14 protein-coding genes and 1 tRNA gene are annotated in these 20,843 nt (G+C 54.4%); 3 read left to right on the plus strand and 12 right to left on the minus strand.

Features of this window, described 5'->3' with window-relative positions; all coding sequences use genetic code 11:
* From DESU86_RS13385 to DESU86_RS13405, 5 genes are all read right to left on the minus strand, one after another.
* A complete protein-coding gene (locus tag DESU86_RS13385) occupies nucleotides 1-1,035 on the minus strand; it encodes an AAA family ATPase (RefSeq protein WP_179981477.1) in 1,035 nt (344 codons plus the stop codon).
* Nucleotides 1,036-1,049: 14 nt separating this feature from the next.
* On the minus strand, nucleotides 1,050-3,944 hold the full coding sequence (locus tag DESU86_RS13390; RefSeq protein ID WP_179981478.1) for a DUF1156 domain-containing protein: 2,895 nt from the start codon (nucleotides 3,942-3,944) through the stop codon (nucleotides 1,050-1,052).
* Nucleotides 3,945-3,947: 3 nt separating this feature from the next.
* Nucleotides 3,948-4,601 carry a DUF4145 domain-containing protein gene (locus DESU86_RS13395; protein WP_179981479.1) on the minus strand — a complete coding sequence of 218 codons (654 nt, stop codon included), beginning with the start codon at nucleotides 4,599-4,601 and terminating at the stop codon, nucleotides 3,948-3,950.
* 24 nt (nucleotides 4,602-4,625) lie between these two features.
* Nucleotides 4,626-8,177, minus strand: a complete 3,552-nt coding sequence (locus tag DESU86_RS13400; protein ID WP_179981480.1) for a helicase-related protein — start codon at nucleotides 8,175-8,177, stop codon at nucleotides 4,626-4,628.
* A 152-nt stretch (nucleotides 8,178-8,329) separates the two neighbouring features.
* The gene (locus tag DESU86_RS13405) at nucleotides 8,330-8,446 is read right to left on the minus strand and encodes a UvrD-helicase domain-containing protein (RefSeq protein ID WP_179981481.1); all 117 of its coding nucleotides are present in this window, start codon (nucleotides 8,444-8,446) and stop codon (nucleotides 8,330-8,332) included.
* 310 nt (nucleotides 8,447-8,756) lie between these two features.
* Between DESU86_RS13405 and DESU86_RS13410 the strand changes: the two genes are divergently transcribed.
* From DESU86_RS13410 to DESU86_RS13420, 3 genes are all read left to right on the plus strand, one after another.
* A complete protein-coding gene (locus tag DESU86_RS13410; RefSeq protein WP_179981482.1) occupies nucleotides 8,757-8,909 on the plus strand; it encodes a hypothetical protein in 153 nt (50 codons plus the stop codon).
* Nucleotides 8,893-9,168 (plus strand): LuxR C-terminal-related transcriptional regulator, encoded by a 276-nt coding sequence (locus tag DESU86_RS13415; RefSeq protein WP_179981483.1) that lies wholly within the window; start codon nucleotides 8,893-8,895, stop codon nucleotides 9,166-9,168. The genes DESU86_RS13410 and DESU86_RS13415 overlap by 17 nt, the downstream gene beginning before the upstream one ends.
* A 256-nt stretch (nucleotides 9,169-9,424) precedes the next feature.
* Nucleotides 9,425-10,618 carry a tyrosine-type recombinase/integrase gene (locus DESU86_RS13420; RefSeq protein ID WP_179981484.1) on the plus strand — a complete coding sequence of 398 codons (1,194 nt, stop codon included), beginning with the start codon at nucleotides 9,425-9,427 and terminating at the stop codon, nucleotides 10,616-10,618.
* Nucleotides 10,619-10,657: 39 nt separating this feature from the next.
* On the opposite strand, the gene DESU86_RS13425 is transcribed toward DESU86_RS13420, so the two are convergent.
* From DESU86_RS13425 to DESU86_RS13455, 7 genes are all read right to left on the minus strand, one after another.
* A tRNA-Glu gene (locus tag DESU86_RS13425) sits at nucleotides 10,658-10,734 on the minus strand.
* Nucleotides 10,735-11,541: 807 nt separating this feature from the next.
* The gene (locus DESU86_RS13430) at nucleotides 11,542-13,359 is read right to left on the minus strand and encodes a flagellar hook protein FlgE (protein WP_179981485.1); all 1,818 of its coding nucleotides are present in this window, start codon (nucleotides 13,357-13,359) and stop codon (nucleotides 11,542-11,544) included.
* A 95-nt stretch (nucleotides 13,360-13,454) separates the two neighbouring features.
* Nucleotides 13,455-14,441, minus strand: coding sequence for a flagellar hook assembly protein FlgD (locus tag DESU86_RS13435; protein WP_232088377.1), 987 nt, complete (start codon nucleotides 14,439-14,441; stop codon nucleotides 13,455-13,457).
* Nucleotides 14,442-14,467: 26 nt separating this feature from the next.
* Nucleotides 14,468-16,333 carry a flagellar hook-length control protein FliK gene (locus tag DESU86_RS13440; RefSeq protein ID WP_232088378.1) on the minus strand — a complete coding sequence of 622 codons (1,866 nt, stop codon included), beginning with the start codon at nucleotides 16,331-16,333 and terminating at the stop codon, nucleotides 14,468-14,470.
* Nucleotides 16,334-16,507: 174 nt separating this feature from the next.
* On the minus strand, nucleotides 16,508-17,932 hold the full coding sequence (locus DESU86_RS13445; protein WP_179981486.1) for a glycosyltransferase family 9 protein: 1,425 nt from the start codon (nucleotides 17,930-17,932) through the stop codon (nucleotides 16,508-16,510).
* Entirely contained in the window at nucleotides 17,929-19,710 is a 1,782-nt protein-coding gene (locus DESU86_RS13450; protein ID WP_179981487.1) for a CgeB family protein, read from the minus strand. Before DESU86_RS13450 ends, DESU86_RS13445 begins: the two co-directional genes overlap by 4 nt.
* Nucleotides 19,707-20,843 (minus strand): FapA family protein, encoded by a 1,137-nt coding sequence (locus DESU86_RS13455; RefSeq protein WP_179981488.1) that lies wholly within the window; start codon nucleotides 20,841-20,843, stop codon nucleotides 19,707-19,709. Before DESU86_RS13455 ends, DESU86_RS13450 begins: the two co-directional genes overlap by 4 nt.

Consider the following 20,843-nt stretch of genomic DNA (forward strand, 5'->3'; position numbering starts at 1 on the left):
TCAGTCTCCCATATTAAGATAGCGTGAAGATTGGGCTATTTCCTCATCAAGCGCAACAATATCCCCAATATGATTGGAAGAACCGCCTTGCGTCACACTGACGCCGTTTCCATCTTCATTAAAGTGCAAACCAAAATATTTTGAATTTTTGAGCTGCTTATTTTCATGTAATATTTCCAGTTCACGGACAAGAAACAGGCTGTGAGTAGCAATAGTAATTTGCATGATAGAGGAAAGTCTTACCAAGATATCAGCAAGGGCTACAAGAAGCTTTGGATTAAGATTTGCTTCTGGCTCATCCCAAAAGAGAGAAGAACTGTTTGTCAGCTCACCTGTCTTCAGAAGATAAGCCAACATTCCAAGCTTCCTGCTGCCCTCTGCCATCAAGTGCGCTTCAAAAATGCCCTTGCCTTTTGAAGAGTGAAAATAGAATGAATTATTCTCAAGGCGCATATCGCCACCCATAATTTCTTCAAGCGGGTTAAGATGTGTCGCGATGTCTGTAAGGCGTTTCCCTTTTAAGGGCACACCATTCAGGTTTTTACATATGTCAAGGTACGTTTCATCAAAAGCGAACTCCTTGTTTTCCAAAGCAAGCGCAAAGCCGGGGTATACTGATAAAACTTCCTTGGGCGGAATAAATAGAGATTTTGCCTTTAATGCTTCCTTGAAATCAATATTGTCGATATTTACAAGGTCAGAACTCTGTGTCGAAAAATTAAATAAAAGGTCTGCTGTGCCATGAATTTTAGCAGAGACTTCACATCTGCTGCGCCCTTGTACACGTGAAGCCAAACGTCCGAGAGAATCTGGCTTGAACAGTGCAACAAGGTGGTTTGCAAGGTCACGCCCATAAGCTTCTTTGGCTGGTGCCTTTTGCATATTTCTGAGAGAACGCAATACAGCATACCCCAATTTGAGCAAATGGCTTTTTCCCGTACCGTTCTCCCCCACAATGACATTGAGGCCGGGAGAAAACTCCAGCTTTGCTTTGGGGAAGCAGGTAAAGTTTGTAATATCCAGTGTTTTCAGCATGGTTTTTCTCCTGCTCAAATATCAAAGCGTATTTGTTCCGGCCCAGTGGTCACGGCATGCGTACTCATAGTTTGTTCAATGGACGGCCACGAGGTGATAAGCTCGTTGTAGGCGCGGGCGTCTTCGGCCCAGCCTTTGCGTTCGCACAGGGTGTACAGGCGATAGGCCAAGCTGCGTATGGCTTCAGTTTTGTTCAGCATATGGGCCAGCAATTTGCCTGCTTCCGCTTCGCCCTGCTGGTTGAGGGCGCGGATAAGCTGGTGCAGCCCTTCCCACACCGGCAGGCGGTTATCCTTGGCCGGGTTCCAGTCGGCAGGCATCTGTGCCCAGCGCAGCAAGCGCACGTTGCCACCGCCGCTTTCCACCACGCCAGCCTCCACAAGGCCGCCCACGCTGGTGCCTTTGGCGCGGGCCAGCACGTCGGCCTCGCCGTATTTGCCCACATCCCAGCCCACCTGATCGAACCAGGCCAGGCAGAATTGCGTGTCGGCGTCAAAGTCGTCTTCCGCCAGAAAGCGATTGATAAGGGTAAGGGCGGTGCGCACGCTCATGGGCGTGCCGTCTGCCTCAAGCACAGCGCTGTATTTGGAAAACACCGCCATGCCCGGCCCTATGATGGCCTGCGACAAATCCACGGGGGCCACAGGCGAATTGACACCGCCGCGCGTCATATCCAGCAGGGCTTCGGGCAACAAGGCGTTGAGTTCGCGGGTAAATTCGCGCCGTGAAATGGTGGGAGCGCTGGGGTCACGCTTGCGGCACACAAGGACTATGGAGGAGGCAAGGGCGTTGGTACCTATTCCTATCATTCTGCTCGATTGTTCACTTCGCATCGGCCATGTGCCAGTAATGGCAAATCCGGAATCCAGAGCTGCTGCTAAAAATGCTTCCCAGCCTGTACTATTGGTGCTGTCATTAGCAGCTGTTTCAGATTGTTTAAAGGCGTAATAAATGCTCACAGGAAATGCAGCATGAGCACATTCTGCCATTTTCTTGATAGCTAATCCCATGCCATTGAGGAAAAATAGTTCAGCTCTTTCTTTAGATCCGTGACGATAAGGAGTTGCAACTAATTCATCCTCCTTAGGAACAACAAGTGTAAAATATATTGCTTTGTAAATAGAAGATAAGCTTCTTTTTATCCATAAATAAAAAAAATCTGATAAGTCGGCGTATCCTATGTTATCATAATATGGTGGATCAGTAGATATAACTTTTCTATTGCTTATTTTATTATTCTTTGCATCGCTTTGAGTTGCTATTCCTGGCAAGCTATTGCCTGCAAGCTTTAAAATACATTGAGAAATAAATTCAGCTGCGGGGTAAAACCCTCCAACGGTATCATATAAAATAGCTGTTTCTGGAAAATCCCAAGTCATAGCGATAGATTGCTTTGCGAAAAGATTCATGACTTTTTGGTTGCCTGCCACCCATCGTGTACAGGTATTAGAAAAGTCAGAGCACCTATCCACTGCAAATGCCAAATACACCCCCACAGCCTCAGCATAGGCCTGTGCGCCAAGGCCGCCAGCGTCCAGCCCCTTGTCGTCGTCCGGCAAGCCTGCCTTTATGGCATCGGCTCGGCATTTGGCTATGGCCTCACCCACCAGATCAGAAAAGGTGGTCAGAGCCACAAGCTGGCGCGGGGTGAAGAGGTCGCCGTAGGTTGCGAGGCCATAGCTGACTGTCCAAAAGTTACGCGGGTCATCAGGAAGTGAAGTCTCAGGCTTCCATGTGGGTTGAGCCTGACCAGCGACTTTCTCGTGCTCCTCCGTCGGCGTCAGGTACACTCTGCCTCTATCGCCTTCTGCCACAATGGCCATGAGCTTTGCGCCCATGCGCCCGGCCATGCCCTCGTTCTTGATATAGTCAGGCGTAAGAGGCGAAGTAGAAAGCAGGCACTGAAAGTTAGCCCCACGAGTGAGCTTGGTCCCAGCCTTCGCCCCTTCCGGCGGTGTACCCACCTTCACGGTGAAGCGGTAGCTGTCGCCTTCCACCACAGGCTGCACATAGGCTTCCTTACCTGTTTTGCTGGACAGCACAAAGGAGGCGGCCAGCGGCACATCCACATGATTAAAGGCCGGGTTAGGGCTTTTGACGGTGCGCGCCCAGAGCCAGGCTATGACGGTGAGCTTTTGACCCTTGTACTGTTCCAAATCAGGCCGTTCTGTCACCATTTCTGGCGTAATTTCTACCTGCGGGTACAGATGCCCGATGCGCTTTTGCGCTTCGGCCCGCATCCACGCGCCATAGCGGCGCACGTCTTCGGCCAGACCCGAAGCCCCTGTCCATTGCCCCTGCAAGCGTTCACCACTGCCCCCCTGTGTGGGCGGGCCAATGGGGGCGCGGCCCGCGAACTTGGGCGGGATTTCAATCATAGCCTTGTTGATGGTCACAGCCACGGGGTTCAAGTCCGAGGCCCAGGCCTCCAGCCCCAGCCGTTGCGCCTCCAAAGGAATGCTGCCGCCCCCGGCAAAGGGGTCGTGAAAGGCGGGGAGTTTGTCAGGGTTGAACAGTTCTGCCGCTTGCGGATGGTTTTTATTGAGGGCGCAGGTTTCGCGCCATGACTTCCATATTTCCGCCTTGGCAGCGTCCAGCACTTCAGAGTTGTTGGTGTTTTCCCACTTAACCAAGTCTTCTATGATTCTGAAAAGCCGCTCGCGCTCGATGGCAGCTTTTTCTTTGTTCAGGCCGCGCCCAAGGTTGCGTTCGTAACCGGGATCATTGACAAGCTGGGCAAAAAGCACGGCGCGCGCCGCCGCCAAAGGCCGCCGCGCCCACCATTGGTGGAGCCCGCGAGGATGCGGCCCAATGCCGGGTAACTTTTCATAGGCGCATGCAGCGTTGATGGCATCCAGCGGCAGGGCTGTTTCTATGAGCTTGCGCGGCGATTTTATATCTGCGGGCATGGGTTAGGCCTTTTTCTTTTTTGCAGGGCGCGGAGGTATTTCGGCTTTAATGGCGTTCACTTTGGGTCCAATTATGTCTTGATGTAATAAAAGCTCAACTGTATCAAGCAGCAACGTTATTGCTTCTGGCTCAGGGTTAAATTGCCTGTGTATTGCTGCATTGCCGCAATCCACGACAATTTCCAAAATTTCTTTCATTTTCTGCGTGATGTGCCCATTTGCGAGGAGAGCATCCATACCCTTCGTGAATGTTCCGCAATCGCCAACTTTTTCAGTGATATAGGCATCTACAATGCTTCTGATTCCCATTGCAGCCAAAGAAAGACAATCATTTCCAAGCGCAATATAGACTTCCCTTAATAATTTTTTATGGGCACTGCCTAAACGTGATGTCCATCCGGGTTCTTTTCTTAGGGTGCGCGGTGGGTATATTTCGTGCTGTGGCTCGCTTGGTTCTTCAGACCAAGTAGAGATACAAACAAAAGATGTTGTCTTGCACCCACAGCAACTTACTATATAACAGACTTCATCTGTATATAATTCATCGCATTCTGGGTGATAGTGAGTTTGTCGAAAGCTACTTTCAACATAATGGTTCGTAACACAAGAACATTTATTGCAATGCTCTTTTCTTGTCATTTTTGGAGTGTTTTGCATAGTAGTCAAAATCTCCCCCCACCCCTACGCGGGCTTTTCCGCACGGCTCATGAGTTTGGCAACATCCAGATTCACACTGGTCACATGCCAGTCGGGTTCCACCTCAAAGGGGTTACGCACATAATGCGGCCCGTCCACGCTCTCACCATCCACAAAGACCAGCGCCAGAATGAATTTGTCTTTCTGGTTGAGGCCATAGCACACTTCGTTACGGGTAACGGTGACGGTGGCGCTGCCGCGCACACGGCCCTTGACCTCGATATGCCGGGCATCGGGTATTTTGCCCTCATGCAGGGGCGGAGTGCTGGTGATGTCCCAGCCACATTTGTCGGCAGAAACATCCTTCACTGTATTGCCTAGCGCCCTTTCTGCATTCATGACGACCTGCATGGCAAGCTGTTCTACCCGGCTTCTGGCCTGCGCGTCTGGACAAAATTGGGCGGCCTCATTCTGCGCCTCCCGCGCCAACAATCCTGCCGGAATAATCAAGGCTCCGCCCGTGACCACCGGGGTAAGCGATACTATGGCCCGCATGGCTCCCAGCTCCTGACGGCGGAGGGTTAGCCTGGCGCTTAAGGTTTCCACCACTCTGCGGGCATTTTCCATATTAGGGCGGGCTTCTTTGTGCGTGTCCAGCTTGCTTTGCCAAAGTTGGTATTGATTGTCTGCCTGCTGGATTTCTTTGCTCAATCGCTCATGCACGGCAGTCAGGGTTTTTTCCACATGCTGTTCGCGGCGATATTTGACTTCGTCCAAATGTTCCGGCACCAGATGCTGCGAGGCAAAGCTCAGTGCCTTCTGCTCCAGATCGCGAGATATCCAGGCTGTATTCAGAAGCTTGTGCAGGAGTGAATTTTCAGCCTCATTTTCTGGAGTAAACGCCTCAAAATCAAGGTGCGGTGCCCAACCTCCGTTGTGAACAGCCCCTGTTTCATCAATGGTCACAAACTGCATGCGGCGGGAAATGGGGCGGTCACCGCCAGTGCTATCGCGGATGGTGTGATCCAGCACAAACATGATTCTGGGGACGGTGCCCGTATCATTGGGGTCAACGAGTACAGCCCCCTGCTTGAGCTTGCCCAGTGAGCTCTCAAGGGTCATATCAACTACGGCCTGCATGAGCGGATGCCCAGGATGAATAAGCCCTGCCAAGGGCGCACCAGCACGGTCTTTCAGGCGCACATAGTCTTTTTCAAAACAAATGCGTTCGTATTTTGCCTGCACCGGCGTCATGCAGCGGCGGCCTTTGCCCATAAGGCTGCGATCGCGCTCTCTGATGATGGCAGGAACGTGCTTGATTTCATAGCGGCCCTTTTCACGCGGGGCCATACTGCCGCCCACCTGCTCAAAAGCCTTGGCAAAAAAACTGCGGATAAAATAGGGTTGAAGTTTGCGGGCTTCAGCCTTTTCCATCTCTTCCTTAACGGCAAAAATGCGCTCTTCAGTCATGCTTTCTTCGCACAAGGCATTACGATCAAGGATGCTGCGAATGTGCGCAGAATCCATGACTCCATCAACCTTGGCGAACAACTTTTCTTTGCGGGCCGGGTCATCACCATAGCGGATGGCTTCAATGAGCAAGTCTTTCAGACTTTGCCCCTCGAACACTTCGCCCAGAATATCAAACACTCTGCCGTCCAAAGCTTTACGTTCTGTATCCAGCTTTTCCAGCAGACGGGTAAAGACTTCGCCCTCTCTGGTGCCAGCGGCAATAAGGTTCCACAAATGGCAAACCTCAATCTGCCCGATGCGGTGAATGCGCCCAAAACGCTGCTCCAGCCTGTTGGGGTTCCACGGCAGATCATAATTGATCATGAGGTTGGCATTTTGCAGGTTTACGCCTTCACCGGCAGCATCGGTTGCTACCAGCACTTGCACTTCGGCATCGGTACGGAAGCGCTCCTGAATGTCACGACGGTCAAGACGTTTGACGTTACCGTGAATGGACACCACAGCGTCCGGATTTCCCAAAAGGCCCTGAATACGAGTTTGCAGGTAATTGAGGGTGTCGCGGTATTCGGTAAAGATAATCAGCTTGCGTAGCCGCCCGTTGGGGTCGCGCATTTCCGGTGTGTTTTGCAAAAGTTCAGAAAGCTGATCCCACTTTTTATCCTGCTCAGATGCAACGATGGCATAGGCCTGCTCTTTCAGGCCCAGCAGCAAGGTTATTTCCGCCTGCAATTCCTGCCTTGTTTCCGCAGTGCTTGCTTCGTCGGCAAGCTTTTCTTCCATATTTTCAAAGTCTTCAGAGTTCAGGGATTCATCGGCTTCCCATATGTTTTCCGGCAAAGCCTGAAGAAGTGAGGCAGGCAGGGCAAAGGAACGCGCTCCTGCGGGGTCTGACAGGGTGGGATTGTCTAGCTTTTCGAGTTTATCCTGCAATTTTTTGTGTCTGCGGGTGAGTGACTGATAAATTGCTTCGGGGCTGGAGGCCAAGCGACGCTGCAATGAGGTGAGCGCAAAACCAATGGAGCCACGGCGTGCGCCATCAACCATGCGCTCGGCTTTGTTCATTTCATTGCGTACATAGTCGGTAACAGCGTCGTAAAGCTCCTGCTCCTTTTCTGAAAGAGGGTAAGGCACGGTATAGGCCCAGCGCTCTGGAAACAGGTGGGAACCGTCAAAACGGCGCAAGTCTTCTTTTATCATGCGGCGCATAAGGTCGCTGACATCCACACTGCTTTTGTCATCGCCCTTCAGTTTTCCACCAAAGCGATCCGGGTCAAGAAGCGACATAAAAAGCCGGAAATCTTCTTCTTTGCCATTGTGCGGGGTTGCCGTCATGAGAAGAAAATGGCGTGTGATGGCGCGCAACTGCTCACCAAGCAGAAAGCGCTTGGTGCGCTTGATGTCGTTACCGGAAAAACTGGCAGAAAGCTTGTGGGCTTCATCCACGACAATCAGATCCCAGTGTGATGCCTTGAGCTTTTCCAGCAAATCTTCGCTGCGTGAAAGCTGATCCAGTCTGGCTATGAGGAAGTCATGCTCGTCAAAAGGGTTAGCGCTGTGCGCCAGCTCTATGTGCTCACGCGAAAAAATTGTGAAGCTCATGCCGAATTTTTCAAAAAGTTCATCGTGCCATTGTTCCACCAGGCTGCCAGGGGCGACTATGAGCACGCGCTGGGCATCGGCCCGCATGTTCAGTTCACGTATTAAAAGCCCGGCCATCACAGTTTTTCCCGCGCCAGGGTCGTCAGCCAGCACAAAGCGCAGGGGCTGCATGGGCAGCATGGACTCATATACTGCCGTGAGCTGATGGGGCAAAGGCTCCACGTCAGAAGCGTGAACCGCCATCATAGGGTCAAAAAGGTGGGCAAGGCTTATGCGATAAGCTTCCAACCCCAGTTTGAAATCATCACCAGAGGCGGTGAAAGCCCAGGGGCGTTCGGCTTCGGCAAGCGAAAGACTGGCTTCGTCTGTGCGAAAAACCATTCGGTCGCCAAGCTGGCCGTCTGGAGTGCGGTACACAACAGAACAGCTTTGGCCCATCGGCTCGACAGCCAGAATACGGACTACCGCATGAGGAATTATGCCGATAACGGTGAGATTGGGCTTGAGTTCTTCAATCCGAAGCATGCTGTTACCTTTTAAAAATTGTCATTGCCAAGCTCACTTTAGCCTGCGGACACCTGCAATTCAGAGCAATCAACCACTATCCTGTACGAGCTGGCAGTCTTTGAACCAATACTGCACTAAAGCTGCTGACACTAACTTTACTCAAAAACTGGCTACCCCTCTTTTCTGGCTTTTTTCGTCTTGCCCGAACCCGGCCCCGCAATGACAAGGTGCGGCCCATCTGTCTGACAGATCACCGCCTGTTGCTGCGAGGTTGGTGTTTGGGGCATTAAGGCCTCCCTGAAGGCGGTCAGATCAGAGGAATATTGAACAGGAGAACAGGAGAACAACATGCAGGGGCTTCTTGATACAGCATTTTTCATGAAAAATCAAATTTGCTGTCGGTGACAATCTACTGTCATCGGCATTGAAATGACGTGTTTCGTGCCGTTCTGAGCAGCGAGTCAGGATATTGCCGGGCAAAACTTTTTTTACCCCAGGGCAAAACTTACACAGTTTTGCCAATGCACCTGCCCCTTGTACTTATGCTACTGCCTCAAATGAATAGCTTTTCCGATAACCAAACAACAAGGAGGCAGTATGGAAGAACGCTTGACACGGCAGCAGCGCAAGGTCGTTGCGCTGCTTTGTAACGGGGTGGGGATAAAAAGGTATTGCAGCCCAGCTTTACCTCCAAAAATCGACGGTGCTCCGACACTTGGCCACGATCAGAAAAATGTTGAACGTGCATAGCAATGTCGCGCTGATGCGGGTTCTCAGTGCGCAGGAGTTGCCGGCAAGCTCAACCGTCAAGCTCACGCCGCGTGGCGCTGAAATCTTTGCGCTCATTCTTGAAGATGTCAGTAACACTGAGATAGCAACGCGATTGGGCATCAGCTACAGCACAGTACGTCGCCACCGCGAAAAAATGCTTCTGTGTAATGCCTGTGGAACCATGAAAGAGTTAATTGCCAAGCATTATGGCAAGTTCAATGAAATAATGGAGAGTTAGCGGAACGACATATTTTCCATGAGGAGGCGCGGTATGCATAACAACGCGATTCCCATAACAGTGACGCCAGCAACAGGTGGGGGGCATTGCGGGACATTTGTCCGCGCCCCCGATGATTTTCTCACTCTCGACGAGCTTGCGAACGCGCTGCGTCTTGACCCGCGCACAGTGAAAAGAGTAGCTTACGCCTTAGGCGGCAAGCGCTTTGGGAACCGCTGGCGTTTCAAATGGGGCACTGTGATGGAGTATTTCAGCAATGCCGACTTTGAGAACGGACAAAGGCAATCGGTGGATGGCGCGGGTGGTTTTGGACGGCAGGCAGGTTGCCTGCAAGATGTTTCCGCCCGGCAAGAAGCACGGCCCGGAATGGCGGGCGGCAAAAGAATGGGAGGAGGAGCAACGCAAACTGGCCGAAGCGGGCCAACTCCCCGTTCCGGTGGTGGAGGAGACGCCCCAGACCCCTACGGGCTGCGAGAGGCTCTTGGCCTGGGGGGAGGCGTATCTGGCCCACGCGCACCGCACAATGGGGCGCACAACGTGGGTTGAGAAGAAGACGCACATGCAGGCCTTCTTCGCCTTCTGTCGGGAGAACCGCATTGAACACCTTGAGGCGATTACAAAGCCCCAGGTTTATGTGTTTCTCTCCCTGGTGCAGGATGAGCGGGGGGCCAAAACGGCCAACAAGTATCGCAAGAACCTGCTGGCTGCATGGAACTGGGGCATGGAGTGTGTGGAAGGCTTCCCGCAGGTGGTCGCCCCCTTCAAAGGTATCAAACCCTTCAAGGTAGAGCAGAAAGACCGCTATGTGCCTTCCGAAGAGGATGTGGTCAAGGTGCTGCAACAAGCGCAGGGGCAGGATTTGGTGTTGCTCCTTACCCTGTACTTCACCGGGGGCAGGCGAGGCGAAATTTTTCGTCTTTCCTGGGAACGGGATGTCAAGCTGGAAGACGGCAAGCTGCGCCTGAGCGACAACAAGGCAGGCAGCGGTCAAAAACGCTACCGTTGGCTGGATATGCACCCGGAGTTGGTGAAGGCCTTGACGTGGTGGCGCGAGGCGCGGCCTTGCAAGGTGGACAACGTGTTCATGCAGACGCATTGTGACGGCGCTCTGGGAGAGCCTTACCGGCAGCGGAACACGTTTATGAAGCGGCTGTGTGCGCGGGCAAAGGTGAAACCCTTCGGGTTTCACGCCCTGCGGCACAAAAGTGCGGCCATCACCTTCGTGACTTCCGGCCTGAACGCGGCCCAGGTGCTCATGGGGCACTACAGGGCGACGACCACAGATCGGTATGTGCGCAGCGCGGGATTGTACACGGATCATTCCGCCATCATGGCGGCACTTGGCGGCAGCGGCATCGGGCAGGCAGTGGGTAGCCTGCTGGAAAGTAAAATTCCCCACGAGATTGCGACTCGCAGGGAAATTGTAACCTCGGAGTTTGTAACCCGGTAACTCCGATAACAGGCACTGTGTGTAACCTGTTGAAATTTTTGGCGTCCCCAAGGGGATTTGAACCCCTGTCGACGGCGTGAAAGGCCGTTGTCCTGGGCCGGCTAGACGATGGGGACGCGCTGTGAGGTGTTCTTTTAAGGGGAAAAAGAGCAAAGTGTCAAGCAGAATTTTATAATTTCTTTCGTCATGTTACACAAAGTGCTGCCAAGGGCTGGCATGGGGGCCGTGTTGCCCCAAACAGGCTTTACCGTCAGGGCATGTTTACTTTGAAGCTACCCTGTAAAAGCCTGGCAGGCGTCTGGTCTAGAGCAGATCAACTTTGAAATGAAAAGCATTTCAAAGTTTTCATTCAGCCGAAAATGCGATTTGCGACAACCATCAGCAGGCTGGTCGCTCTATTAACCAATTGCTGTCTTTGCGGCAGTCGTTGGCGAGGTTACGAGCCTTACGAATGGCGACAGCGATTGCACAGAACAAAACGTATAGTTACTCATGCTGTCTTTATCCGTAGTTTCCTGCGTCACAACGCTTGAAGCATCCGTAGCTTCCTTCGTTGCAACGGCTAAAGCTCGGCTGAATCCACGCCATGTTGTGGCGCGCTGCACGAAAGTGCAGCTTTAGAGCATTTACACTTTTTCAAAGTTAAAATGCTCTAAAGCGTATGCGCGGGATCTTTGCGTGATATCCGCGCGGTCATGCCGGAGCGGGCGTGTCCAAACCTCTAAAGCGTGTCTTTGCAAAGATGACCTGCTGAGAAAACTCAGGCGCATCGCGCCAGTCTGAGGGGCTTCAAAAAAAGGCGTCGGCATTATGCCGACGCCTGCACGGAAGGAAAGGGCACAGCGCTATCCCCAACGCCGTAGAGGGTTCGGCTTTCGGCTGTGCCAGAGCCGAACCCTCCATCCTTTCAAACAGATTGCTTACTATCTCTTCATGCCGATAACGGTTTCCAGCATGGTGTCCACGGTTGTGATGCCTTTGGAGTTCGCCTGGAAGCCACGCTGTGTCGAAATCATCTGCACGAACTCTGTGGTCATATCCACGTTGGACTGTTCAATATTGTAGGCTCGTGTCGTGCCAAAGCCATTGTCGCCCGCCACGCCCAGTCGCGGTTCGCCGGAATCATTTGTCGCAGAGAAGAGGTTGCCGCCTTCGCGGTACAGACCCTGATGATTCTGAAAATCATACAGAGCTATCTGATACAGGGGCAAGGTTTTGCCGTTGGAGTAGACACCATGAACGACGCCGGAGTTATCTATGCTCACGTTGCTTAAAGTACCCGAAGCATAGCCATCCTGAGTGCGGTTTTGTACAGTATAGGATGTCGTGTTGGCCACGCTGGCGTATTCCTGGCGTTGCCCGTTGCTCATGATGGGAACATTGGAATAGTCAACAAATGGGGTCGTGGCTGGCGGAGTAGGAGTCTGTACCGCCAGGTCGGCGAGTGATGTGCTGTTCGTCCACGTAGGAGTGCCAAGGCTTTTGAGGCCGAAATCCAGTTCCGTAATGTAATTCTGCACCTGGCTTACAGGGGTTCCCCCGCCACTGGACATGGTTTCGCTCACACTGTTGGCCAAGGGCTGTCCCGTGAAGTTGGCGGAGAAAACCGGCAGGCCGTTGCTGGACACTTTGGTTGGCTGCCAGGAAGATTTGGCCGAAGGATCCACGGCAACCTGATTGTTGGCGGCAGGACTTTCCGTAGCGCCATAGGTGTAGGCGGTCTGGTTGACCAGCTGACCACTGGCGTTAAAGATCATGACGCCGCTCATGAGCACGCCCGCATTCTTATTGGTGCCAGCCGTGGGATCGTTGTAAAACTTGGTCGGCTCAGTAGTCCAGGTGTTGGTGGCCTCATTGTACCCTGTGCCGCCAAAACTGCGGTTGTCCTGTGAAGGGGGGATGGTGACCAGATATTCGTACATAGTGTACCCGGCGGGCAATCCCTTGATGTTGTATATGGTATTGCCGGTGGAATCTGTCTTGCTGGCGTCAACCTGGTCATAGTAGACTGTCATTGTATGGGTGCCGCCGCCTTCATCATAGACATCAATGCTGGACTGCGTGGCATAGGCGGTATCGGCTATTGGGGGAGTGCTTTTTCCATCCCACAGGTCAAAGAGGGCGGTCATGGGGCTGGTGCTGCTGGTGGTGCGATCCCCCTTGCCATCATTGGTAAGGCCCATAGTGAAGGTAACATTCGTGGTCTGCTGGGGAACGATATTCCAGCTGTCCAGCACGATGTCAGTGGGGGTTCCTGAACCAACATACGCCGACTTGCTCAGACTGGCATTGCCAAGGTTGGTAGCACCGTTGTTGAATGTCAGCTTCTTTTCGTTATTGACCTTCCAGCCTTGCAGCAAATAGCCTTCAGGATTCTGGAGTTCGCGGCTTTTGTTGAAATAGAAATCACCGGCGCGCGAGTAGTACATCTGTTCGCTGTTGGGCTTGCGCACCTGGAAGAATCCGTTGCCGTCAATGGCAAGGTCAGTCGCGGAGTTGGTGGTTTCAAGCGACCCCTGCGAAAAATCACCAAGGATGGCGTACACGCCGGCTCCCGCGCCTATCTGGTTGGTGCCGCTGGTGGTGCCGATGCCCCTGTAAAGATAATCGTTGAAGTCCATACGCTGACTCTTGAATCCAAGAGTGCTCACGTTGGCTATATTGTTGCCGACCACATTCATTTTTTGACCGTGGGTGAGCAGGCCTGAAACGCTTGTCCACATGCTGGCTGAAAGACCCATAACTTCCTCCGTGTCTTGGGATAGGGGGATATCTTTTTTTCTGAGCGGGCGCGTTGTTATGCGCTGCCCTGGCTCATTTTGCCGATTTACTGTTGTTAAAGCACGTCGCCCAGACTGATGTTGTTGTTGGCTGCCGCGTCACGGACTGCCGAATTGATGGCCGCAGCGCTGCTGGCTGCCGCATTGCTGGCCGCAGCGCTGCTGGCTGCCGCATTGCTGGCGGCCGTACTGATGGCCGCTGCACTGGTGGTTGCCGCATCGCTGATTGCCGCACTTAAAGCTGCTGCACTGGATGCTACTGCACTTTTAGTGGTGGCAGCGCTGCTGCCGGTATTTGTACCCGTGCTTGTGCTGGAATCACTGCTGTCAGTTGCAGTTGTCGTGACAGGCAGCGCGACCTGACGAACGTTGGCGAGCGGCATGAGCTGGCCGCCCTCAAGGCCGAGGTAAACCACGCCATTGTCAGTGACAACGCCCGTCACCTTGGCGTCCACCACCTGGTCAGAAAGAACCGCGTCTCCCTTGGTGTCGCGCAGCACAAGGTTGACCGTATATACGCCGTCGCCAGCCACGGTGCCGTCGTTTCTCTTGCCATCCCATGCGAAATCGTATGTCGTGCCCTTGTTCTTGGCGCTGAGTTCTTCAACATAGACGGCGTTGTTGTCGGCATCACGTACTGTAATGGTGCCGCCAGCGGTATTGTCCGCAGGGGCATAGCGGAAGCGCGTGACGCTGACTTCCTTGGTGGTCTCGTTGGTCGTCTTGCCGATGGAGTTGCCAGTAACGGTCACCTGCTTGCCGATGTACGACGTGGCATTGACCATTTGCTGAGTGTTGGTGGCGTCTGTAAGCCCCTTCATGCTCGTATTGAGGTTCATGAGCTGCTCAAGACTGGAGAATTGCGCCATCTGGGCAATAAATTCCTTATCTTCCATCGGGTTCAACGGATCCTGATACTTGAACTGCGTTACCAGCAAAAGCATGAAGGAGTCCTTGTCCAGATTACTGCCCTTCTGTTTGCTCAGGGCTGTATTGAACTCATTATTGGTCTGGTTCAGTGAATTGGTAATGGTGCTGGCCATGGCTTGTTCCTTACGCTCGGCTGTTTTTACGCCACCACATTTAATGAACGGGTGGCATATCTTGCCGCATGGGCAGAAGAATGCACAGGCTGTTCCAAAATGGTTCCGTCAGAATTATCTGAAGAATTTCGCATTGTTGAAAGTTGCTTTAACCGCGCAAGTTCTTCACGCCGGGCATCTTCTTCCTGCCATGAGTTGTGCTGATCTAGATTTTGCCAGGCATTTTCGTCCTGCTGGCGTGAGTTCAGCTGCACCTCCACCTTGTCTACCTTAAGCCCTTGCTGCTCAAGGTTGGTGCGGATGGCATCAAGCTGGCGGGTGACAATTTCGGCTGTTTCTGATTTTTCCGAGCGTATGGTAGCGCTTACTTCGCCGTTGCGCAGGCTGAGGCTGAGGGTGATGGCCCCCAGTTCCTGCGGGTGCAGTTGCAGGTCGAGGCGCGTAGTGCCGTTGCGGGAGCTTGAAAGCAGGCCCTGCTCAACTTGCTGCCCAACATATCTGGCCAGGGGGGCCGGCTGCGCAACGGCTTCGGTTTGCTCAAGGACAACATTGGGATTGTGCATTATGGAGGGCGCAACCTGAGTGTCCTGCCGCATGGCAAAGATGGGACTCGTTTCAACTTTGCGGGTGAGTTCATTCCAGGATGAATCGCGCCCTGTCTCGGCGTTGGCATCCTGGCGGTTCTCGCCCGCGTGGCGGCCTGTATTGTTTTGGCGCTCATCAGTTGCGCGCGTCAGAGGCGTGTCTTCGGATCGCCTGTTGGTGGCGCTCTGGGTATTGGATGCCTGCTCCCTGTTGGAAGAAGCCTTGGAAAACCCTGTGTCGGCAGAAGCTTTTGCTTCCTGGCTGCCTGCATGGCCAATACCAGCGCTCTGGCTGCCGTCAAGCTTTCTGCTTATGGCGTCGCTCTGACGCAGTGCGCTTTCGGCGTCAACGGGCCTTGTGCCTTCATTGCCCGCAGCGTTCAATGTTTCGTCCAACATCTGACGGCTGTTTTTTGATACCGTTTTGCTGATGAGAACCTTGCTTTGCTGGGCTTCTTTTATGCGCAGGGCGCTTGCCTGACGTTCTTTTTCAGTACGGGCGCGGGCCTTGCTCACAAGGGGCTGCAGGGTCGTTTGCAGGGCGGTGTCCAACTGCTTCTGGGCGGTCTTTTGCTCATTGAAAAAACCGCTTGCAGGAGCCATGAGAGCGGAAAATTGTCCCACAAGAAGGGTAACACCGTTGTTGCCGCCAAAACCGTTGGCCAGCGTTTGCAGATTTGAGGAGTCAAGCCCCAGACCACGCCCGAAGGCAAGGGCCTCCGTCGCGCTCACCTCAAGAGCCGTGGTGGCGTCCATCTGCGAAATAAAAGCATAGACGGTGCCGAGCGCCGCTTCTCCTTTGCCTTCAGCCATGAGCTGCTGCACCCGTGCGTCCAGAACGCCCGAGGGGTCTATTTTTTTGAGCAGCGAGGTGATCTGGGCCTTATCGTCATCACTGAGTTGGGGCGCGCCGTTCAAGGTCTGCAAGCTGGCCATAACCTGAGCCAGTGTTGCGCCGTCGGGCTGTCCCGCCAGAGCATCAAGCTTTTTCAGGGCGGCTTCTGGCGCTCCGGCCTTCACAAGATCGTAGCGCAATTGCGCCAGTTCCTGCTTGGTGAAGCACACCTCATCCAGCGTATATGTTACGCCATCGGAAGAGGCGCGGCTGTAGGGGCTTTGCACCTTGGGCGCCGCGGCTGCGGGCTGCTCTTCCTCAAGCGCTGAACTTACCGAGACGTTTTCACCCTCTTGCATGCTGTTGATAGCGTCGTGCACAGAAGCGAAAAAGTCAGCAAAGGAAGAGTTTTCCTTATTGCTGCTGATGAAGGAATCAAATGATCCGGCGCTTGTGGGAAGAATCTGCATCATGCACTCCTTGATGCCCTTCCCATTCAAAGAGTGTTCCAAAATAAAAAATTAGTAATATTAGAGTGTTATGTTTTATGGTGTTTGGCGGCGAAGGCAAGTATTGCCGGAATTGGGGGAGAAAAAGAGGGCAGGGGCCGTACGAACCGGCGCGTATTGGCGGGAAAAGAAGAATTTTCAGGGCAAGCGGGTAAAAAAGGAGCTGATTTCGTCCAGAGTTTTCAGCGCGGTGTTCCAGGCATGTGAGGAATAGCCATCATTCTGCAAGCGCATATGAATGTAGCCTGTAAAAAGACGGATGGCAGGCGGCTGAGAACGCCAGAAGCCGCCCGGCAAGTCTGCTCTGGACATCCTGAGATGTTGCGCGCACTGGCCGCACAGCGAGGCAAGATCCTTGGCGATGTTTTTGGTCACAAGGGGAAAGGCGGCATGCAGCCTTTCGAGTCTCTGCACCAGTAACCCACGCTGGTCGGGGTCGTAGAGGAAAAGAAAGACGGCCTGCCAGAAATCTTCCAGCAGCGGGCGGCAACTTTTTTCTGCCGGAGCGTCCAGTCGTTCAAGGGTGTGCAGCCCCATGGCATCGCGGCCCGTACGGGACAGGGCCATACCCGGCGGCACAGCGGGGCGCCCGGAAGAGTGCAGCAGGCTCAGAATCAGGGCCGCCACACCGGGCGGCGTGAAAGCCTGCTTGCAGAAAAGCTGGCTGCGGTGGCACTGCCAGCAACCGACGCAGCTCATGGCGGCGCGCAACACATACTGCCCCGGAGATGATGGCCCCGTTTCACGGGCATGCACCGGCCCCATTGAAAGGTTAAGTACTGGTACGCCTGTCATGTCCGCCAGATGCATGGGGCCAGTGTCAGGGGTGACGCACAGATCCAGCGTGCTCATGAGCGCCGCCAGGTCTTTAAGAGACAGGCGTCCGCACAGGTCAGCGCCGCGCAGTCCGGCTTTACGGGCCACTTCACGCCCCATTTCCTGTTCTGCCGGGCCGCCAAGAAGCAGCGGCAGGACGCCTTCCGCAGCCAGACGCCGCGCCAGCCGTGCCCAAAAATCAACATCTGGCCGTTTGGCCGCTTCGCTCGCGCCGAGCACCAGCCCGACGCGCCGCGTACCGGCAGCCTTTGCCCGTGGGTGTGCTACCCCCGACAGGTTGGGATGTGTAAAAAGATCCAGCAGATGCAGGTCAGCCCAATGGAATGCATTGTTCCAGTTATTTTGCGTCAGGGCGGCCCGGTACAACTGCCAGTAGCCGCAGACATGCTGATTGCTGAAACTGCCGGGCACGCTGTTTTTTGCCAGCAGCTCAGGCCCAAGTTTTCGGGCCGCCTTGAGCCGCGCCTGGCAGTCCAGAGCCTGCGGGCGGCTGCTCAGATTAATGGCCAGCTCGTAATGGCGCTGGGCCAATGCATCGCAATGGCTTGGCGGAAAAAAAACCACATTGGGCAAAAGAGGCATGAGCCCCTGAAAAAACTGCGGTTCTGCTGTGACCCACAGTTCATGCTCCGGGTGATGACGCAGCAGGTGCAAGAGCAGGGGGAGAGTGAGGATCAGGTCCCCCATACGGTGCATCTGGAGGACAAGTATGGGGTCTGCACTCATGCGCGCTCCCTGTGCCCCGGGGGAGTTTTGGCGGCAGGGGTTCCGTATACCTGGCGCATGTGCTGCAGCAGCGTTTGCAAGCGGTGCGCCCAGGTATGGCAGGCCAGAACACGTTTGCGGGCCCGCTGGGCGACGGTCTGGCGTTCGGTGTGGTTGGCCAGATAGTGCCGCGCCAGATGCGGCGCTTCCTCTGGCTCACGGTAGCAGATCATTTCATGCGGTTCAAAGAGCTGTTCCATCTGGGGGCGCCAGTCAGTAAGAACAAAGGACCCGGCGGCGGGCACGTCAAAAATTCTCTGGTTCACCGCGCCTTTCATCTGCTTGCTGGTACAGTTGAAATTCACCAGCGAGCGGCAGTAAAAGCGCGGCAGGTCGGTATAGTAACTCAGCGCGTCCAGATAACGCGGCTGGACTGGCTCGCGCCTGAATTCGGCCTTCCAGCCGTCATCGCCCACAATAAGCGGTTTCAGGGGCAAAAGGCGGCGCACGCAGCCATTGCGGTACAGGCGCGTGGCTTGCCAGGTGACGGCGGTTTCATAAGCGAGTCTTGCCTCATTGTCGGGTAGGGCTTCATACTGGGCAAACACCTGAGGAAAGGCATCGCGCAGAAAGCCGGCCACAGAGCGCTGCTCGCTCTCCATAAAAGCCTGCGAAACCTCATTGAAGGGGAGCAGCAGGGCGCGGGGAAAGCGCCCGTGCTTCAGGCGGCCGCCCACTTTGTAGACCATTGAATTTCCCACAAAGGAAATATCCGCCTGCCACGCGGCAGGGGCGTCTGCGCCCTTGTCGGGATGAAATCGCTCAGGGTCCGTGCCCAGGGGCAGATAGAAAACATGCGCAAAACCTGAAGTCCGCAAGCTTTCGATATTGTCCGCATCCCAGGTGAACAGGGTTGTCCAGGGGCTGACGCAACGGGAATACAGGTGGATGATGAGGTGGGGATTGTCCACAAACCATGAGGCCAGGGGCAACTGAAGGCGGGCCAGCAGATCCATGAGTACGCCTTCAACGTCCACGCCCATGTGATTCAGCGTGATGCAGCAGTCCGGGCGGAACGACACCACGGCTTCCAGCAATTGCTGCACAAAATCAGTGCAGGCCAGGGTGTCGTTCTTGATATGCACAAGTTTGTACTCAAGACCCAGCCTGCGGCACGCTCCCTCTACCTCGCCCATGAGAAAATATTTGCTGGTGAGCAGAAGGACGCGCGGTTGCGCATCTGCAAATCGCGGCCCCGTGGCCCGGCTCCAGAAGTCGAACTGGACGCTGGCCGCAAGCTCTTTTTGCAGGCGGCCGTAGTAGGCGCGATCTAGGCGCAGATAGAAGGGAAGCGGCAAGGGCAACAGGCGCAAGTCATTATGCTGTGCCTGCCAGTGGGTCAGCTGGCGCAATGCCTCATCCACGTCTGTCGGGGAGACAAGCTGCACTCTTTGGCGGTCTTGTGGGGGCAGGGCGGCAATAACACCGCTAAGTTTTTGGATTTCAGCTTCTTTTTCCACAACGGCCACAGGGCCTGCACAGCGTTCAAGCAGGAGACGCAGGGCATGCCCCATGCCACAGCCGAGAAGCACAGGCAGGACGTCGCGCAACTGTTCATCCGGCAGCGCCTGGACCACGGCGGTTTCTCGCTCCGGGCCGCCCGGTGAAAGCATGGCGAAGCTGCGGGCGCTGCAGAAAGCTTCCAGGTCAACAGGAGCGGCATCGGGAGCGATGTTCTCGCCACCAGGATAGATGGCCCGAAACGAATAGTGGTCTGACAGGGAACCCGGCTGGCTCATTGAGGCGCGCCCAGATGCGAGTGCTGTAAGTGCTCGATGATAATTTCATTATCAACCAGACGGCACACCACTTTGTCGTAGATGCTGTCAATGGTGAGGAAGGCACGCCCGATGGAAAGTTCCACGCCAGGATAGATGCGTCCCGGCACCAGCAGGCGACAGTTGTGCATATAGTTTTCGTCCAGGGAAAGACGCGCCCAGAGATCGTTGCGTCGTTTGATGAGTTGCTGGCGTTGCGCCCGAAGAGCCTCCAGCTTGCGGCTCGTTTCATTGGTTTCGGGCGGCAGGTGTCCGGCAACGGCATTGAGGTGCGTAATGGTCTGTGACTGCTGGGCAATGATGCTGTCGATTTTTTCCAACTGGCGAATGCTCAGCGGGTCATACCCCAGGTAGACCTTGGTGGGAATGCCGGCCTTGTTGCCAAGCTGCTTGCCAACATAAACGCTGCCGTAGGCGTTGATGATGCCCCCATAAGCAAGCTCCCGAACGACGATGCTGGCTCCGGCATACACAGTGGAATACAGACAACTTTTTTCAATAACGATATTGTCGCGGGCGCGGGCCTCCACTTTTTCCAGAAAGGGGGAGAGCAGTTTGCCCCCGGCATCCACCAGGCTATGCTGTCCTGCGCCGCCCCGCACGCCGCCGTCAATCATGAGATTACGTCTGGCGCGCACAACGCCGCCTTCCACCATGCCCATTATGCGCACATTGTTGGCCTGGACGGAAAAGCCCGCCCGCACGGAGCCGTGAATGGCCATGTCGCCCACAAAGAAAATATTGCCTGTCTGGAAGCTGATGTCCTGACGGACATTGAGCAGACATTTTACCGTGATTTTGCCGTCAAGATAAAATACATAGCCGTTGGCGGCAGCGAGCAGATAATTGGGATATTGGGGGTCTACGCGGGTGTTGGGGCCAGCCGGAAACTTGTGCTTGTCAAGCATAAAGCGGGGGTCGGGATCCGGCCCGGCATCTTCCAGGGGGATGATTTCAGCGAGCACCTGACCGTCAATAGCGTTCTGGACGTACCCCAGGCTATAGACGTCAGAAGAGCCGTTCTCTCCGCCCGGTTTGAGGTGGAGGTGGTCGAAATCGGGATTGAAGTAATGCCGCAGGTAGTATTGCACCAT

Origin of the sequence: Desulfovibrio sp. 86, assembly GCF_902702915.1 — a bacterium.
Taxonomy (GTDB): domain Bacteria; phylum Desulfobacterota; class Desulfovibrionia; order Desulfovibrionales; family Desulfovibrionaceae; genus Desulfovibrio.

Excerpts from the sequence above, each read along its gene's own strand:
- DESU86_RS13385 (WP_179981477.1), bottom strand. The coding sequence starts at position 1,035 with ATGCTGAAAACACTGGATATTACAAACTTTACCTGCTTCCCCAAAGCA.
- DESU86_RS13390 (WP_179981478.1), bottom strand. The coding sequence starts at position 3,944 with ATGCCCGCAGATATAAAATCGCCGCGCAAGCTCATAGAAACAGCCCTG.
- DESU86_RS13395 (WP_179981479.1), bottom strand. The coding sequence starts at position 4,601 with ATGCAAAACACTCCAAAAATGACAAGAAAAGAGCATTGCAATAAATGT.
- DESU86_RS13400 (WP_179981480.1), bottom strand. The coding sequence starts at position 8,177 with ATGCTTCGGATTGAAGAACTCAAGCCCAATCTCACCGTTATCGGCATA.
- DESU86_RS13405 (WP_179981481.1), bottom strand. The coding sequence starts at position 8,446 with ATGCCCCAAACACCAACCTCGCAGCAACAGGCGGTGATCTGTCAGACA.
- DESU86_RS13410 (WP_179981482.1), top strand. The coding sequence starts at position 8,757 with ATGGAAGAACGCTTGACACGGCAGCAGCGCAAGGTCGTTGCGCTGCTT.
- DESU86_RS13415 (WP_179981483.1), top strand. The coding sequence starts at position 8,893 with ATGTTGAACGTGCATAGCAATGTCGCGCTGATGCGGGTTCTCAGTGCG.
- DESU86_RS13420 (WP_179981484.1), top strand. The coding sequence starts at position 9,425 with ATGCCGACTTTGAGAACGGACAAAGGCAATCGGTGGATGGCGCGGGTG.
- DESU86_RS13430 (WP_179981485.1), bottom strand. The coding sequence starts at position 13,359 with ATGGGTCTTTCAGCCAGCATGTGGACAAGCGTTTCAGGCCTGCTCACC.
- DESU86_RS13435 (WP_232088377.1), bottom strand. The coding sequence starts at position 14,441 with ATGGCCAGCACCATTACCAATTCACTGAACCAGACCAATAATGAGTTC.
- DESU86_RS13440 (WP_232088378.1), bottom strand. The coding sequence starts at position 16,333 with ATGATGCAGATTCTTCCCACAAGCGCCGGATCATTTGATTCCTTCATC.
- DESU86_RS13445 (WP_179981486.1), bottom strand. The coding sequence starts at position 17,932 with ATGAGTGCAGACCCCATACTTGTCCTCCAGATGCACCGTATGGGGGAC.
- DESU86_RS13450 (WP_179981487.1), bottom strand. The coding sequence starts at position 19,710 with ATGAGCCAGCCGGGTTCCCTGTCAGACCACTATTCGTTTCGGGCCATC.
- DESU86_RS13455 (WP_179981488.1), bottom strand. The coding sequence starts at position 20,843 with ATGGTGCAATACTACCTGCGGCATTACTTCAATCCCGATTTCGACCAC.